The sequence below is a fragment of the Microbacterium sp. AC215 genome, from assembly GCF_979258645.1.
Map to the genome: position 1 here is coordinate 562,284 of NZ_OZ409869.1, position 15,469 is coordinate 577,752.

Consider the following 15,469-nt stretch of genomic DNA (forward strand, 5'->3'; position numbering starts at 1 on the left):
CGGCTCAACATATCTTCGGAACAGTCGGGCTCGTCGGCCCCTTGAGCGGTTCTTCGTCGGGGTCTATCATTCCGGCTTCTGCTGCTCGCTCTACGGTGCGGACTGGTCCGCCTGGGAGGATCGAAGAATGCCCGAACCTGTCGATGTCACCAATGCTGATCACTACGTGTGGGGCGAGGTCTCCGACGGGTGGCGACTACTCGACAGCCCCGGGCTGTCGGTGATCGAGGAGCGAGTCCCGGCCGGAGCCGGCGAAGAGTGGCACGTGCACCACACCGCGACCCAGTTCTTCTACGTGCTCGAAGGAACCGCCCAGATGTAGACCGCCGAGGGCGAGGGCGAGCGGGAGAACCACTAGGGAGTTGCGGGTCGCGCCGGAGAATACGACAGCGCGAGTGCTGGAGACGTCGAGTCGTGCCGCACGCCCCGCGAATATCCCTACCGGGATCATGACCGCCGCGAAGGTGGCATAGATCGGAACTGTGGCGAGCAGTGCAGGAAGTTGCCGGCTGACGCCGTAGACCTGGGAAGCGACGACGACGGCGAGCGTGAGCATCATCAGCGGCACCATGGCGGCTAGAGCGGTGTCTCGGAGAGTGCGACCCCAGCGCGTGCGGGAGGCGACGTACTGGGTGAGGCCGGCCGCCATGAGCGGGAGCACGATGAGCAGGAGGAAAGCGTCGACGAAGGGCGCGAGGTCGACCGCGGCGATGAGTTCAGGGCCGACGAACAGCCAGAGGTATGCCGGCAGGAGCAGCATCTGTCCCAGCATGAGGATCGGCGCGGCCGCAAGTAGCCGTTCCTTCGCCCCTCCGGCGAGCCCCGTGAAGACGATCACATAGTCGATGCAGGGCGTCAGCAAGACGAACAGCACACCAACCAACAGCGCCTGATCGTGAGCGACGAACCGAGACAGGCAGAACACGATGACCGGCACGATCACGAAGTTCACGACCAGCACCACGAACAGGAACCGCATCGCGGAAGGCGCGTCCGATCATCGAGAAAGGGACACCGAGGAATGTCGCGTACAGCAACAGCCCGAGAACGGGGTTGATCGCGAGCTCGAGCGGGTGCGCGGCTCCTGGTACCAACAAGCCCAGCACGACGCCCGCAGCGATCGCTGCGAGATAGAGGGCGATCTGATGACGTTCCCACCAGGCGACGAGGTTGCTCACGTTCCCAGCATGTCGACTCATCCGGTCCTGCACGAATCACCCACGCCAGGGCCGGGTTCGTGACAAGGGAAACTCAGGCAAGAAGCGTCGTACGAATCTTCTCGGCCACCGCTTCCCGTAGCGGGCGCACTGCTTCGGCGTCCCAGGACTCGGGGTTGGGGAACGACCACTCCAGAACCTTTCCGCGAGGGGTGGAAGGCAATGTGAGCCCGGGCTTCATCAGGACGATGACGTCGGCGGCATCCAGATCTTCGACCGTGACGGCGCGCGGTACGCGCCCCGTGATGTCCACCCCGAGCTCCGCGACAGTGGCGGCCACAGCCGGGTTCACTTCGTTCGCCGGGGAGAGGCCCGCAGACGTGGCACGAAACCGGTCCCCGGCCAGGTGCTCTAGGAGAGCCGCGCCGAGCTGCGACCGGCCGGCGTTGTGCTGGCAGATGAATAGGACGGTCGGAGTGGTGTCAGTCACGGGTTCTCTTTCAGGGTGAGTCAGCTGGCGGCGAGCCGGGGTGCGAGTTCCGCGATACGGCGCTCCAGCTCGTCGTAGGCGGTGTCGAAGGCGTCATCGGTGCCGATCCGAACAGGGTCGGGGATCGACCAGTGCAGGTGTCCGATGGCGCCGAGTTCTTCGTGGGCGCTGTCGCACACCGTCACCACGAAATCTGAATCGGTCAGGACCGAAGTCAGAGCGCGGGGTGCCTCATCGTGCAGCGCGAGAGTGTGGCGATCGGCAGCGGCGACTGCGCCCGGATCTATCCGCCCCGTCGGGTGCGTTCCTCCCGACGTCGCGGGGATACTGCTGCGGGTCGACCACAACGCCGCGGCGAGCTGCGACCGGGCGGAGTTCGCCGTACAAACGAACACGACGCGATCTGCGCGCTCGACCCGGCCGGGTGTGAGCCCGCGGAGTGCGTTATCTGAGAGGTGAACGTAGCTGCGCCGTCTATCGGCCTCCGAGCGGGACCGCGAGACCATCCCCACCGACTCCAGCACGTTCAGATGATGGGTGACGAGGTTGGAGGGAAGGCCCAACGCCATTCCGATTTCGGTGGGCGAGAGGTCGCCCAGCGTGAGACGATCGACGATCCGCAGGCGAGATGGGTCGCTCAGCGCAGCGTGCTTCGCGGCGCGCGCCTCCACCTGGTCAGTTCGTTCAGTGTTCATTGTCTCAATCTTGACTGAAGTACCCCGTTCGGGTCAAGATGAGCCGACATGAAAACACCTCACCCCGCCCTCGCACGGCCACACCTTCTGCGCCGAGCAGCCGCCGAGTTCCTTGGAACTGGTCTGCTCGTCACTATCGTGGTGGGTTCCGGTATCGCCGCGCAGCGGTTGTCCCCGGATGATGTCGGTCTCCAGCTGTTGGAGAACAGCCTGACCACTGCCCTCGGTCTGACGGTGCTGATCCTGATGCTCGGGCCAGTGTCCGGCGCGCACTTCAACCCCGTGGTGACGGTCGCGGATTGGCTGCTTGGCCGCAGCGCCAGCACCGGGCTTCCGTTGCGCGACGTCGCTGCGTACGTGCTCGCGCAGATCTTCGGCGGCATCGCCGGCACCCTGCTAGCGGGGGTCATGTTCGACACCGGTCCCGGGTTCTCGTCCAACGACCGGGTCACAGGCGGACATCTGGTCGGGGAAATGGTCGCCACTGCAGGGCTCGTGCTGCTGATCTTCGCTCTCGCCCGCACCGGAAAGGGGTCGGTCACGGCCGCCGCGGTCGGTGCGTACATCGGCGCGGCCTACTGGTTCACCAGTTCCACATCGTTCGCAAATCCCGCCGTCACGATCGCCCGAATGTTCACCGACACGTTCGCCGGTATCGCACCGTCGTCTGTTGCGCCGTTCATCGCTGCACAGCTCTTCGGGGCTGCCATCGGCCTCGCGCTGCTGCTCGCCCTCTATCCAATCGCCGCCCGCACGGCCGGCGACGTCGTGGTTCCTCAAAAACTCGAAACCCAGCCCTGAAAGGCATCCTCATGCATCTTGTAGCGATCGGCGGAAGCGACGCCGGAATCTCCACCGCCCTCCGGGCCCGCGAACTTGACCCGTCTGTTGATGTCACTGTCGTGGTGGCCGATGCCTACCCGAACTTCTCGATCTGCGGCATCCCGTACTACTTCTCCCGCGAGGTACAGCCCTGGCAGTCGCTCGCCCACCGCACCCACGCTGACCTCGAAGCCACCGGCATGAACCTCCGTCTGGACACCCTCGCTACAGGTATCGACGTCGACGGCCGCCGACTCACGGTCCGCGACGCGAACGGCAGCGAATCAACGATCGCCTACGACGAGCTCATGGTCGGCACCGGGGCCTCCCCGTCAACCGCGGGCATCGCGGGTCTTGACCGGCTCGGCCCCGATGACGGCGTGCACCTGTTGCACTCGATGGGCGACACGTTCGCGCTCGAGAAGTACCTCGACGAACATCAGCCCGAGACGGCGATCATCGTCGGAGCTGGCTACGTCGGCCTCGAAATGGCCGAAGCGCTCACTGTGCGGGGCCTCCAGGTCACCCAGCTGCAGCGCGGCCCCGAAGTCCTCTCGACCCTCGATCCCGAACTCGGTTCACTTGTCCGCGACGAACTCACCCGACACGGGGTCGACGTCCTCACCGGTACGCGTGTCGAAGCCGTCGCCCGTGACGGCGGCAGGATCACCGTCACCGGCATCCACGACGGAGAGACGTTCTCCCGTACCGCTGACGTGGTGCTCGTCGTCGTCGGCGTGCGGCCCAACACCAGCCTTCTCACCGCAGCCGGCGCAACCACGGGCGCGGGCGGCGCTGTCGTCGTCGACGAACAGATGCGCACTGGCCTGCCGCACGTGTGGGCGGCCGGCGACGGAGTGGTCACCCACCACCGCCTCCTCGGGATCACCTACCTCCCCCTCGGCACGACCGCCCACAAGCAGGGACGTGTCGCGGGCGAGAACGCGATCGGGGGCGATACGCGGTTCGCCGGGAGCCTCGGCACACAGGTCGTGAAGGTCTTCGACGTCGTCGCCGCACGCACAGGCCTCCGCGACCACGAAGCCACAGCCGCCGGCCTCGCCCCGCACAGTCACACCGCCATCGCGGACGACCACAAGCGCTACTACCCGGGCGCCACGCCCGTCAGCATCCGCATCACCGGCGACACCAATGACGGTCGTCTGCTCGGCGCGCAGCTCGTCGGCAGCCGAGGTGCCGAGATTTCGAAGCGCGTCGACACCTACGCCACGTCTCTGCACCACAGGATGACCGTCGCCGCGATGAGCGACCTTGACCTCTCCTACACGCCCCCGCTCGGCTCCCCGTGGGATGCCGTGCAGATAGCGACCCAGGCATGGGAGCGCGAGGCGCGCTCCCTCTCGCGTGTCTGAAAGAAATGGTGACCACGGCCGGGCACGATGAGTGCCTGGCCGTGGTCATCGTCATCCCGACGTATTGTCCGGGCGTAGCCGCAGGGCCACCCACCAGGCGCAGCGACGACAGATGAACACCCCATCGTCCCCGAGGGCATGCACCTTCTTACGGGGTAAGGATCGCCCGCAGCATGTGCACACCTGGTCGGAGTCAGTTGCCATGAGTGAGGATGGCCTCTCGGATCTGCTCGACCGTCGGGAGACCAGCCAGACCCGCCGGGGTTGCGTAGATGCGGCAGGCTAGGTCGACACTGGGCTCCGCACCAGGGAAGAGGTCTTCCCCGTTCAGGGTGACTGTGGGGGACCCCGAGAAGGGAACCTCCGCTGCGTCCTCCTCAGAGCGGATGAGTCGATAACGCAGTTCTGTTGCCGCGTGGCTCGTTTCTCGGAGGGCCTCGGTGACACGGCGACCGGCTTCGATCCAGCTAGGGCATTCAGCGATGTGTAACAGCTCGATCTTCACGTTTCCAGCATCCTCCTTTTTGGGCGCTCACTCCTGGGGTACATGGGTGATCCCGCTGTCGTCGACGATGAGCATGTCGCCGGTATTGGTGATCGCGATGGCTTGCGCGGTCCCGTGAACGGTTCCGGCCTCTGTCCACTGGGTAGCTCCCGCGGTGGTGACCCAGATCTTCCCACCGTTTCCGACGCCGACGAGCCGTTGATGGTCAGGGGATGCGTTCAGCATGAACAACAAGGGTGCGTTCGGCCAGAGGGCGAACGTGGCCGCGTCGTCGGTGCTGACCTGGAGGCCATCGGGGGTCGCGGCGACGATCCGGCCCGCGGTGTCAACCGCGAAGGAGACGGCGACAAGTGCCGCACCTGTCGCGTTCCAGGTGGATCCTTGGTCGGTGCTGATCTGCAACTGTGTGCTGTCCGAGGAGAGCCCGTATATGGTGCCATCGGGTCCAGCGGTGAGGGCGTGGAAGTCCTTCTCACCGGTGAAGGCGACCGGTTCCCAGGTTTCGGCCCGGTCGGCGCTGCGGATGATGCCGAGGTTGGGGGTGCCAAGTTCGACGGGGGTGTCCGGTCCGGGATGTCCGGACGCGAGCAGTGTGTCGTCGACGACAGTGAGCCCCATGGCGTCGAAGTCCGACCCGGTGACTCGTTGACCGAGTTCGCCGGTCTGGGTCGCGGGGAAGATACCCTCGTGTGTTCCGAGAAGGAATCCATCTCCTTCGGGGTCTGCGACGATGCCGTGAACGTGGGAGAGCGCCTGATCAGTGTGGCCGTCGCCCGTGGTCGCGGTGGTGGCTGCGCAGCCGGCGAGGGCGAGCAGAGCAGCTGTGCCCAATCCGATCAGGTGCACTGACCGCCGACGAGTGGGGGATTTCGAAAGAGTCGCGAGGATGCGCGTGGGAGCGCTGGAAGTGGTGTGCTGACGCATGGCTTGTCCGCATCGTCTGACCGATCGTGTGGCGCGGCTGTGGGGCCGCGCCACACGATGCGGGGTCAGAGAGTTGCGAGAATCTCCTCCATCGTGGTGATCTCGGCCGTCTGGGTGTCGATGATCTTCTGGGCGAGCGAGACGGCGTCACTGTTCTGCCCGTCGTCGACTTCGTCCTGTGCCATGTCGATCGCGCCACGGTGGTGCTCGATCATCTGCTCAAGGAACAACCGGGATGCTTCGGTGCCGGTGGCCGCATCGAGGGCTTGCATGTCCTCTTCGGTCATCATGCCGCTGCCGTGATCCATGCCTTCCATGTCGGAGGTATCGGCACCCCAGTCTTTGAGCCAGGATTCGAGTTTGTCGATCTCGGGCTGTTGGGCCGCTTTGATCTCTTCGGCAAGGGCGGTCACCCGCTCGTCGATGTCGGCCTTTCCGAGGATGGTGTCGGACATGTCCACGGCTTGCGTGTGGTGCTCGATCATCATGCTCGCGAACATGATGTCTGCGTCGTTCGCGTCCGCTGTTTCTGCCGGTGCGGACGAGCTGTTGCTGTGGTCCATGCTGGGCATGTCACCGCCGGAGCCGGCGCTGCCGGCGCAGCCCGTGAGGGCGAGCAGTGTGGTGAGGGTGATTGCGGCGATTGCCGCGGGTCGGATCTTCATGAGTGTTCTCCAAGGGTCGGTGATGACACCCGACGAAAGCCGGGTATTCAGGGTGCGTTGCCCGCGTGGGCGGGCTAAAGCGTCATCACGTGCGACTGATGCAGAGAACCGTGAGGGAAGGGGGAGGGGGAAGGGAGTACGCGCGCGCCGGCCACTGTGCCATCACGACCGCGAGCAGCATGGCCGGTGGGGTGCGCCGCCAGCTGAGGCCGACCCGACCAAGAAGAATGATGGCGACAAGGAGAGCGAGCACACACGCCATCCAGGTCATCGCATCCTGGTCACCACCGCACGTTGCGCACCCCGCCTCCTGCGAAGCAGTACCAGGGGTCACGGCGACGGTGGACGGGGCGGGATGCTGCTCTGACATGTCGCCGGTGTGCGCGCTCACGGTGACGGAGTCGTGGTGCCCGACAGATGTCGCATGCGAGTTGAAGGAATGCATCGCCAGCAGCCCGGCGATGACGCCCACGGCGACGATCAGCACGGTCAGAACGTTGCGGGTGAGCGTGCGCGAACCCCACACACGTTGTGCGACAGCAATCAGCGACATACTCACCTCCCGTTCTCCTAGGGTACGTCCGGGGTCGACGGTTCCCTGGTCTAGTTGCCTGTGACGGCCTCGGGGCGCAGGTCCAGCCGCCGCAGCAGCTGCGCGTTGAGCGCAACGACGATAGTGGACAGCGACATCAGTACCGCTCCCACCGACATGGGCAGCACGAACCCGATCGGGGCGAGCACGCCGGCCGCGAGGGGGACCGAGAGCAGGTTGTACCCGGCGGCCCACCAGAGGTTCTGCTTCATCTTCCGGTAGCTCGCTCGCGACAAGTCGATCACGGACAGCACCGACCGGGGGTCGTCGCTGGCGAGGATGACCCCCGCAGACGCGATTGCGACATCGGTTCCCGCCCCGATCGCAATACCGACGTCCGCCTGCGCCAGCGCGGGGGCATCGTTCACCCCGTCACCAACCATGGCGACCTTTCGACCTTCGCCCTGAAGCTCTTTCACCTTCGACGCTTTGTCCTCGGGGCGTACCCCGGCGAAGTACCGGTCGATGCCGAGTTCGCCCGCCACGGAGGCGGCGACCGCGTCCGCATCACCGGTGATCATGACCACCTGCACACTGCGCTCATGGAGCGCGTCGACCGCATGGCGCGACTCCGAGCGGATCTCATCCGCCAGACGCAGCGCGCCCACAACCTGACCGTGGACGAGCACGTGAAGGATGATCGCACCCTCGTTCCGCCACTCGTCAGCAACGGGCAGCTCCTGCGCATTCTCCTGCTCGAGCATGTACGGGCCACCGACCTGCACGACACGTCCGTCAACGCGGGCACGCACCCCGACAGCGGGGGATGACTCGAAGTCGGTTGAGCGTGGAACGGTGAGCGTCTTCTCTTTTGCCGCGTTGACGATCGCGCGGGCGAGGGGGTGCTCGGAGTCTGCTTCCGCCGCGGCCGCCCACGCCAACAGCTGATCGGCGTCGGTCCCCGTGACGGGGTTGATGGCGGTCACCGCGGGGGTGCCCTTGGTGAGCGTGCCCGTCTTGTCGAACAGAACAGTGTCGACGGTGCGCATGCTCTCCAGCGCGAGACGATCCTTGATGAGCACGCCCCCGCGGGCGGCGCGCTCGGTCGCGATCGACACGACCAGCGGGATCGCCAGGCCCAGCGCGTGCGGGCAGGCGATCACCAGCACCGTGATGGTGCGGATGACGGCGGCGTCGGGTAGGCCAACAACCGTCCAGACGATCGCGGTGATCGCTGCGGCGCCGAGCGCGAACCAGAACAGCCACCCTGCGGCCTTGTCCGCGAGCCGCTGCGCCCGAGACGACGAACTCTGCGCCTCGGTGACCAGCTTCTGAATCCCCGCGAGAGCGGTGTCCTCACCGATGGCCGTGATCTCCACCCGCACTCCGGAATCCGTGGCGACGGTACCGGCAATGACCGGGTCGCCATCGCTGCGGCGCACCGGCCGGGATTCTCCGGTGATCATCGACTCGTCCATGCTGGCCGATCCCTGAACGATGCGCCCATCGGCGGGGACCCGCCCGCCCGGACGCACGACCACGACATCGCCTACCTGCAAGTCCGAGGGCGCGACCGTTACGGTCGTATCGCCGTCGACCTTTTCTGCCTCGTCAGGCAGCAACGCCGCTAAGGAATCCAAGGCCGATGTCGTCTGCGCGAGCGAGCGCATCTCGATCCAGTGACCAAGCAGCATGATCACGATCAGCAGCGCCAGCTCCCACCAGAAATCCAACTCGTGGTGCAGCATGCCGAGGCTCGCACCCCAGGACGCCAGGAATGCCACGGTGATCGCAAGGGCGATCAGCAGCATCATCCCGGGCTTGCGTGCACGGAGCTCGCTCACGGCACCCGTGAGGAACGGGGCCCCGCCCCACACATACATCACGGTCCCGAGAACCGGGGACACCCAACCCACCCACGCGGCGTCGGGCAATGGGTACCCGAGCAGCATCGAGAACATCATCGAGAACCCAACCACAGGGGCCGCGAGGACCAGCATGATCCAGAACAACCGCCGGAACTGACCGACATGATCGCCGTGACCGCCGTGACCGCCGTGGCTCGTGTGACCAGCGTGCTCTGGGGGAGCACCGTGGTCGTGGCTCATCGCCGTGTGGTCATGCTCCGTTGTCGGCACGCTGCCGTGATCCTGATGCGCAGTGTGTTCGTGGTGCTGGTCATGCTGGCTCATCGGAAACTCCTTGCTCGGATGCACCCGGATCAGCCGGGCGCAAACGGATAGCGACTCAGATCGGGGAGGTCGCGAGGGTGTAGCCGGCCTCTTCAACCGCAGCCCGTACAGCCGTGGGATCGATAGGGGCGGCGCTGTGGACAATCACGCGGGATGCCCCGCCGGCATTCAGGTCGACCGTGACACCGTCGACACCATCGATGGCGTTCAGCTCATCGCTGACGCTGGAGGCGCAATGCGAGCATGTCATCCCCGCAACCAAGACAGCACTTGCCTGAGCGACACAATGAGCGAGATGGTCACTGAGTAGCGACAACGCCACCGTCTCGAGGGCCTTCGTCGCCGCAGACACCTGCGTCAAGATATCGATGCAGTACTTGTCCTCATCAACCATTCGTGCGATACCTCGCACCTGACCCTCTACCCGGCTCAACCGCTTACGCAGATCAGCCTTGTTGCTCTCGTAGCCGTTCACTCCCAAAAAGATACCCCCTAGGGGTACATAACACAATGCATGCGAGTCTATTCCCGGTCGGGAAGTGTCCGAGGCAAAGGTGACGCATAGGTGATCTGTGTAAGGTTCGAAATATGCGTCGAAGACCCCGCTTTCGTGCCGTTCGTGGCGCGGTCGGGGCCATGCTCGCTGTGTCCGTGATCGGGCTGACCGGGTGCGCGCCGGATCCGGTCAGCGATTCCTTCCTCAAGGGTGAGAACACCGGGTATGTGGCCGCTGGCGGCGCGATCGTCGAGATCCCGATCGACGAGCGGAGCGAACCGGTCGACTTCAGCGGCATCACTGAAACTGGTGATGATTTCGACAGCGCAGACAACGCCGGCAAGGTCACGGTGGTGAACTTCTGGTACGCCGGGTGCGCGCCGTGCCGCATCGAGGCGAAGGATCTCGAAAGCGTCTGGCAAGAATACGGCGGCGAGGATGTAGCTTTCATCGGCATCAATACCCGCGACCAGGCCGACACTGCCCAGGCTTTCTCTCACGAGTTCGGCATCACCTACCCGAGCCTGATCGACGTGAACACGGCCGAGGCGAAACTCGCTTTCTCCGAGGTCGTGCCGATCCAGGCGACACCGACGACTCTCGTGCTCGACAGGCAGGGCCGTGTCGCCGCCCGCATCATCGGACCCATCGACGGCACCTCGATCCTCTCGACGCTCGTCAAGGACGCTCTGGCGGAGACACCGTGAACGCCGACACCATCATCGGGTCCGGTGCGCTCTGGCTCGCAGTCCCCGTCGCGATGCTCGCTGGCCTCGTGTCGTTCTTGTCGCCCTGCGTGCTCCCGCTGGTCCCCGGCTACCTCGGCTTCCTTGGCGGGGTGGTCGCGCCGGACTCGAAGGGTCGCGCGACGAACGCAGTCGCGCCCCAGCGCCGTCAGCTCGTAGTCGGCGTACTGCTGTTCATCCTCGGCTTCAGCGTCGTCTTCGTTCTCATCACCGCGCTGGGCGGCACGGCCGGCGTGTTCTTCCTACGCTGGGGCGACCTGGTCACACGCATCCTCGGAGTCGTCATCATCCTGATGGGGCTCGTCTTTCTCGGGTTGTTCAATTTCGCCCAGCGGGAGGTCCGCTTCCACGTCGGCTCCCGGGCCGGAATCGCAGGGGCGCCGCTACTTGGAGTGGCACTTGGTATCGGCTGGGCACCGTGCATGGGTCCGACGCTTGCCGCGATCATCGCGCTTTCGTTCAATGCTGGCGACCCTGTCCGTGCCGGCTTCCTCGGCCTCGCGTATTCGCTCGGCCTCGGCATCCCGTTCCTGTTGGTCGCATTCGGGTTCGGTTGGGCGGCGAAGACGGTCGAGTTCCTCCGTCGTCACATCCGGGTGGTGAACGTATGCGGAGGCATACTGCTGATCGTCCTCGGAATCCTGATGGTGACAGGGCTGTGGACCGACATCATGTCGCGGCTGACGGCGGTGATGGGTAGCGTCATTCTCCCTCTCTGAGATCCCTAGCAAGGATGTCGCGAGTGACGACTGGAGCAGCCCTCTCTACCCAACTGGTCATTGTGGGTGGCGCCACTTCGTGCTCCCATGTCGGAGCCTTAGATATAGACGCCGCGGTCTTCCATGAATCGGACGGGGTTGGTGTAACCACCATTGATGTAGACCTCGAAATGCAGATGGCAACCGAAGGAGCGTCCAGTGTCACCCGCGTAAGCGATGACCTGGCCCGAATTGACCCATTGCCCCCTGCCAACGAGGATGCCACTGGGTTTGATGTGCGCGTACCCGGTGCTGACGCCCCCGCCGTGTTGGATGCGGACGTAATTGCCGTAGTTGCCGTTCGCGCCGGCGTAGTCCACTGTTCCGGAGTTGGCGGCGTAGATCGCCGCTCCGCAGCCATTGGCCATGTCCGCGCCGTAGTGGTAGCTCGAGGAGCAGCCCTGCGAACCGCAGATCGGGGTCCGCGGGCCGTAGCTTGAACTTCGGCCGCCCCCGTGGGGCCGGACCCAACCGCCGCTACCGGCAGAGCCTCCGCCGCCGCCGTTGCCGCCACCGTTGGCTGCCGCTTCCGCGGCTTCGCGTTCGCGACGGGCGCGCTCTTCGGCCTCGCGCGCGGCCACACCCGACTGGTAACCAGCGACAGTCTGCGTGGTGGTGTCTTTCAGCGCGGCGAGCTGCGCCTGCATCGTCTCGAGGTTCGCGGCTTGCTCGTCGAGCGCGGCCTGTGCGGCGTCGGCCGCTTCTTGTGCCGCAATCATCTTCTGCTCTGCGACCTGCTGCAGGCGGTCTCGTTCGTCGCGGGCAACCTTCGCCTGATCGGTCAGCGATTGGGCGGTGTTGCGCGCCGAGATTGCGCCATCGTAGACCGACCGGTTGTACTCGAGAAGCTTGTCCATGGTGCCCAGGCGTGACAGGAGCTCATCGGCGTTGGCCGCGGAACCGGAGAAGAACAGTTGCAGTGCTGAATCATCTCCACCGTTGCGATACAGCTGTGCCGCAACTTGACCGGCCCTGCGCGCAGAGGTTTCGGCAATCGCTGATTGTTCGTCCGCCTGCGCCTGCAGGCTCTGAGCTTCCGTGATCGCAGCGAAGTACTCCTGCTGCGCTGCATAGAACTCGTCGGAGGCTGTATCGGCAGCAACCTGAGTCTCAGCGACCTTCCGCGTCAAGGACTGGATCAGCCCTTCGATTCGGGTGATCTCGGCAGCCTTGGCAGCTTCGTTGTTCTTGGCGCGTTGCACATCGTCCCAACTCGGGTACGACGCAGCGTACGCCGCTGAGTCGCCGGAGCCGATGCCGAGTGCAGCGAATGCAGCGACACCGAGCGCGCCGAGCCCGAAAGCGCCACGTCGAGTAACACTCAGCTTCCAGAACGAGTCGCGTTCGGCGGGCGTGGGTGCACAACCGCATTCTTCAGCCGCCTCCGTAGCCGCAGAGACGAGTCGTCCGTTCACTGTGCCCTCTCCTCGAGCTCGGCTTCGTGGATTCTGCTGCCATGGGCGCGCAGATTGGCCACGCTTGCATTGCCCGCCGTCTGGTCCATCGGCCGTACGTGGCCGCCGAAGTCGCGCCGACTCGCTCGTGATCTCTGATCAGTGGCCCATATCTGTCGCATCGAATTCGAGTTCGACTGTCCTGACACGAAGTTCACGCTTTCGGGTCCGTGTGGATGTCGGGGCTCACCTTGTTGTGTTTGTTCTTTTTCACTTGCCGTACGACAACGGTGGTGGCGATCACCGCGGCACCTATGACAGCCACGGCGATGATGAGCGGGATCGCGATCGAAGCCACCTCGTTCTCGCCTGCGGATGCCGCCGGGGCAGGGGTGTCCGCTGCGGGAGGTTCGGTAGTTGGCACAGCAGAGGGCGACGCCTTTGCCGGTTGCATCCGTGATTGTTCGTTCCCGCATGCTGGTTGGTCCCATCCCAGCCCTGGCTCGATGCCGGTGGGAGCGTACGTGAACGTGAAGCTCTCGGATATGGGGTGACCGTCGCTGGAGACGGCGTTCCAAAGCACGGTGTAGACGCCGGGTTCTCCGAGTGCGACCGGGGTGGTGAGGATGTTGCGGTCGATGGTGGAGCAGCTGGATTCGTAGAAGAGGCCGTCGGGTCCTTGCACTTGGGCGAAGCTTGCCTGGCTGAAGTCAATGAGTTCCCCGCTGAACGTGAGAGCGACGTCGTCGAGTTGGGTGACGGTTTCGTCTGCCCCGGGCACGGTGTCCAGGAGGTTGTCGTGCGCGAGAGCTGCGGGGGCCGGTGCGGCCACGATTCCCAGTGCGATGAGGGCAAGAAGTGTGCTGGCGAGCCAGCGGGTGCGGTGGGTGGAGGTCACGGGCGTGGGTCCTTTCGTCCGGCGGGCACGGGGGTGCTGTCGGTAGGTCTGTTGTTGCGTTTCGTGTGGAGGACGGAGAAGCCGGTGAGGATTGCGAGCATTCCCGCGATCATCAAGGTGGCGGCTCCGGCGAGGGCCTGGTCCTGCAGGGGGGTGGGTCCCCACGTCCGCCCCATGGCGCCAAACCACTCCGCGACGATGAGGTCGGAGCGAGCGATAGTGGCGATGCCGAAGAAAGTGGCCACGCCTGTGAGCGCAGTGAGTGAGGCCACACGCCACCGCCCCTCGGGAGTCGTGGACGCGTTCGGGGAAAGCGATCGTACGAAGAGGCACCCGGTGACGAGGAGCTGGCTGATCATCCATTCCGCTCCGAGCTGGTCGTAGAGCGACCATCGGAACAGGTCGGAGTAGTGGAACAACCACAGCGACGTGGCGAACAGGGACGCGGCGACGACGGGGCGACGAGTAAACCGGGCCAGGGGGCTGTGGGCGGCCCAGAGAAGCCATTCGCGCGGTCCTCGGCTTCCATCGTCCCGTGGGTGGATGACCAAGGTTGCGAGGGTGATCGGCGCCGCGAAGACAAGGAGCAAGGGGATCGCGAGACTGAGGAGAGCGAAGGCGAGGAATCGCATACTGATGAGCGAATCGTCATAGGCTGCGATCGGCCCACTGGTCGTCCACAGAAGCGCCCCCATCCCCGCAATCCAGCTGATCGTGCGCCTGGCTGGCCACGGATACCCGCGGCGCCGTGCGCGTCGGACGCCGACGAGGTAGAAGACGATTCCGAAACCCGCGACGAGCACCCAAAGGAGGTCGGGACTCCACGCCGTGAACCATCTCTGCAGGGTGAGTGCGACCGGGACGGGTGCGTCGGTGAGGATCTCCGCGGCGGTGGTCTGCGGCAGGGTGATCGCATCGGCGGGGGCGGCGGTGCGGGCGAGGGCGGCGGCGACCCCGCTCGCGACACCCATGAAACCGAGTTCGACGCACACGATCATCCAGAAGGCGCCACGGCCCTCGCTGGTCTTTGCGATGAGTCGGCGGCGGTAGGCGGCACCCAGGACGCCCATGACCAAAAGCGCGCCGATCTTTGTGAGAAGGAGGATGCCGTACGGTGAGGCCAAATCCTCCCACCGGCCGAGGGCTGTGAGCGTCCGCGCGTATCCCGAGACGGCGACGCCGATGAACGCGATGAGCGCCACCGTCGAGTACCGGCGGAGCAGGTTCTCGAGTTCGCGCGGCGAGCTGATCGGTCGCGCGACGACGAGCAGGATGAGCCCCCCGAGCCATACTGCTGCTGAAATGACATGCAGGACGAGGGACATGACAGCGGGATCGTGATTGGCGAGCTCACCCGAATGACCTTGGGTGGCCATGGGAATCAGACTGATGATCGCAAGCACGGTTGTGATCATCACCGCACCATAGCTGCGCACAGCGAATGCGAGGACTGTCACGACCGAAGCGAGGATCGCGGTGATGAGCCATGATCGTCCCAGCTCCGTGTCGAGGAGGAAGCGACCGAGCTGCGTGCCGAACTCGGCACTCAGGTTAACTTGCGGATTGAATGAGGACAGGAAGGTGAGGTAAGCCACCACCCCGCTTGTGAGGGTGAGGGTCGCGGCGCCGGCGGAGGCAATATCGAGCGCGACGGTGAAGGGCTTCCCTGCCGAGGGGAGAGCGAACACCGCCAGCACCAGGGGCCCGAGCATCGCCGCACCGGACAGATTGACGAACAGTTTCGCGGCCGGGAGTCCCCATCGCACGAGCGCTCCAGGGTCACTCGCGAGTCTTGGTGCAGCTCCTCCACCAATCACGAGCC

Annotated in this window: 15 protein-coding genes and 1 pseudogene; 4 read left to right on the top strand and 12 right to left on the bottom strand. The window is 65.1% G+C overall.

Annotated features, from left to right (window positions below; translation table 11 throughout):
* Window positions 1-328 precede the first annotated feature (328 nt).
* The 3 genes and pseudogenes from ACZZZF_RS02915 to ACZZZF_RS02925 form a co-directional block, all read right to left on the bottom strand.
* Window positions 329-1,199, bottom strand: a pseudogene (locus ACZZZF_RS02915) (arsenic resistance protein); the annotation flags it as partial.
* 52 nt (window positions 1,200-1,251) lie between these two features.
* Window positions 1,252-1,647: an arsenate-mycothiol transferase ArsC gene (locus ACZZZF_RS02920; RefSeq protein ID WP_056278753.1), complete on the bottom strand. Its 396-nt coding sequence runs from the start codon at window positions 1,645-1,647 to the stop codon at window positions 1,252-1,254.
* A gap of 20 nt (window positions 1,648-1,667) precedes the next feature.
* The gene (locus ACZZZF_RS02925; RefSeq protein ID WP_056278752.1) at window positions 1,668-2,342 is read right to left on the bottom strand and encodes an arsenate reductase/protein-tyrosine-phosphatase family protein; all 675 of its coding nucleotides are present in this window, start codon (window positions 2,340-2,342) and stop codon (window positions 1,668-1,670) included.
* A 48-nt stretch (window positions 2,343-2,390) separates the two neighbouring features.
* Here ACZZZF_RS02925 and ACZZZF_RS02930 point away from each other — a divergent pair, with 48 nt between their 5' ends.
* Both ACZZZF_RS02930 and ACZZZF_RS02935 read left to right on the top strand, forming a co-directional pair.
* On the top strand, window positions 2,391-3,143 hold the full coding sequence (locus tag ACZZZF_RS02930; protein WP_056278751.1) for an MIP/aquaporin family protein: 753 nt from the start codon (window positions 2,391-2,393) through the stop codon (window positions 3,141-3,143).
* A gap of 11 nt (window positions 3,144-3,154) precedes the next feature.
* On the top strand, window positions 3,155-4,537 hold the full coding sequence (locus tag ACZZZF_RS02935) for an FAD-dependent oxidoreductase (RefSeq protein ID WP_463497020.1): 1,383 nt from the start codon (window positions 3,155-3,157) through the stop codon (window positions 4,535-4,537).
* 193 nt (window positions 4,538-4,730) lie between these two features.
* Here the strand turns inward: ACZZZF_RS02935 and ACZZZF_RS02940 are convergent, their stop codons facing one another.
* The 6 genes from ACZZZF_RS02940 to ACZZZF_RS02965 form a co-directional block, all read right to left on the bottom strand.
* Complete coding sequence (locus ACZZZF_RS02940; protein ID WP_056278749.1) at window positions 4,731-5,042, bottom strand: hypothetical protein; 312 nt, start codon at window positions 5,040-5,042, stop codon at window positions 4,731-4,733.
* A gap of 27 nt (window positions 5,043-5,069) precedes the next feature.
* The gene (locus ACZZZF_RS02945; protein WP_230100797.1) at window positions 5,070-5,873 is read right to left on the bottom strand and encodes a F510_1955 family glycosylhydrolase; all 804 of its coding nucleotides are present in this window, start codon (window positions 5,871-5,873) and stop codon (window positions 5,070-5,072) included.
* Between the two features lie 158 nt (window positions 5,874-6,031).
* On the bottom strand, window positions 6,032-6,631 hold the full coding sequence (locus tag ACZZZF_RS02950) for a DUF305 domain-containing protein (RefSeq protein ID WP_463497022.1): 600 nt from the start codon (window positions 6,629-6,631) through the stop codon (window positions 6,032-6,034).
* Window positions 6,632-6,716: 85 nt separating this feature from the next.
* Window positions 6,717-7,118: a DUF6153 family protein gene (locus ACZZZF_RS02955; protein ID WP_157538183.1), complete on the bottom strand. Its 402-nt coding sequence runs from the start codon at window positions 7,116-7,118 to the stop codon at window positions 6,717-6,719.
* A gap of 116 nt (window positions 7,119-7,234) precedes the next feature.
* The gene (locus ACZZZF_RS02960) at window positions 7,235-9,355 is read right to left on the bottom strand and encodes a heavy metal translocating P-type ATPase (RefSeq protein WP_396654928.1); all 2,121 of its coding nucleotides are present in this window, start codon (window positions 9,353-9,355) and stop codon (window positions 7,235-7,237) included.
* Window positions 9,356-9,410: 55 nt separating this feature from the next.
* Window positions 9,411-9,830: a metal-sensing transcriptional repressor gene (locus ACZZZF_RS02965; protein ID WP_082586588.1), complete on the bottom strand. Its 420-nt coding sequence runs from the start codon at window positions 9,828-9,830 to the stop codon at window positions 9,411-9,413.
* Between the two features lie 161 nt (window positions 9,831-9,991).
* Between ACZZZF_RS02965 and ACZZZF_RS02970 the strand changes: the two genes are divergently transcribed.
* The gene (locus ACZZZF_RS02970) at window positions 9,992-10,558 is read left to right on the top strand and encodes a TlpA family protein disulfide reductase (RefSeq protein ID WP_082586587.1); all 567 of its coding nucleotides are present in this window, start codon (window positions 9,992-9,994) and stop codon (window positions 10,556-10,558) included.
* Window positions 10,555-11,316 carry a cytochrome c biogenesis CcdA family protein gene (locus ACZZZF_RS02975; protein ID WP_017201929.1) on the top strand — a complete coding sequence of 254 codons (762 nt, stop codon included), beginning with the start codon at window positions 10,555-10,557 and terminating at the stop codon, window positions 11,314-11,316. The genes ACZZZF_RS02970 and ACZZZF_RS02975 overlap by 4 nt, the downstream gene beginning before the upstream one ends.
* A 98-nt stretch (window positions 11,317-11,414) precedes the next feature.
* Here ACZZZF_RS02975 and ACZZZF_RS02980 read toward each other — a convergent pair whose 3' ends face one another.
* From ACZZZF_RS02980 to ACZZZF_RS02990, 3 genes are all read right to left on the bottom strand, one after another.
* A complete protein-coding gene (locus ACZZZF_RS02980) occupies window positions 11,415-12,770 on the bottom strand; it encodes a M23 family metallopeptidase (protein ID WP_026049678.1) in 1,356 nt (451 codons plus the stop codon).
* Between the two features lie 193 nt (window positions 12,771-12,963).
* Entirely contained in the window at window positions 12,964-13,647 is a 684-nt protein-coding gene (locus ACZZZF_RS02985; RefSeq protein ID WP_026049677.1) for a copper resistance CopC family protein, read from the bottom strand.
* On the bottom strand, window positions 13,644-15,413 hold the full coding sequence (locus tag ACZZZF_RS02990; protein ID WP_052492866.1) for a bifunctional copper resistance protein CopD/cytochrome c oxidase assembly protein: 1,770 nt from the start codon (window positions 15,411-15,413) through the stop codon (window positions 13,644-13,646). The genes ACZZZF_RS02985 and ACZZZF_RS02990 overlap by 4 nt, the downstream gene beginning before the upstream one ends.
* Between the last annotated feature and the right edge of the window lie 56 nt (window positions 15,414-15,469).

What these genes read in the sequence shown, in the direction of transcription:
- ACZZZF_RS02925 (WP_056278752.1), bottom strand. Translation starts at nt 2,342, where the DNA reads ATGAACACTGAACGAACTGACCAGGTGGAGGCGCGCGCCGCGAAGCAC.
- ACZZZF_RS02930 (WP_056278751.1), top strand. Translation starts at nt 2,391, where the DNA reads ATGAAAACACCTCACCCCGCCCTCGCACGGCCACACCTTCTGCGCCGA.
- ACZZZF_RS02935 (WP_463497020.1), top strand. Translation starts at nt 3,155, where the DNA reads ATGCATCTTGTAGCGATCGGCGGAAGCGACGCCGGAATCTCCACCGCC.
- ACZZZF_RS02950 (WP_463497022.1), bottom strand. Translation starts at nt 6,631, where the DNA reads ATGAAGATCCGACCCGCGGCAATCGCCGCAATCACCCTCACCACACTG.
- ACZZZF_RS02960 (WP_396654928.1), bottom strand. Translation starts at nt 9,355, where the DNA reads ATGAGCCAGCATGACCAGCACCACGAACACACTGCGCATCAGGATCAC.
- ACZZZF_RS02970 (WP_082586587.1), top strand. Translation starts at nt 9,992, where the DNA reads ATGCTCGCTGTGTCCGTGATCGGGCTGACCGGGTGCGCGCCGGATCCG.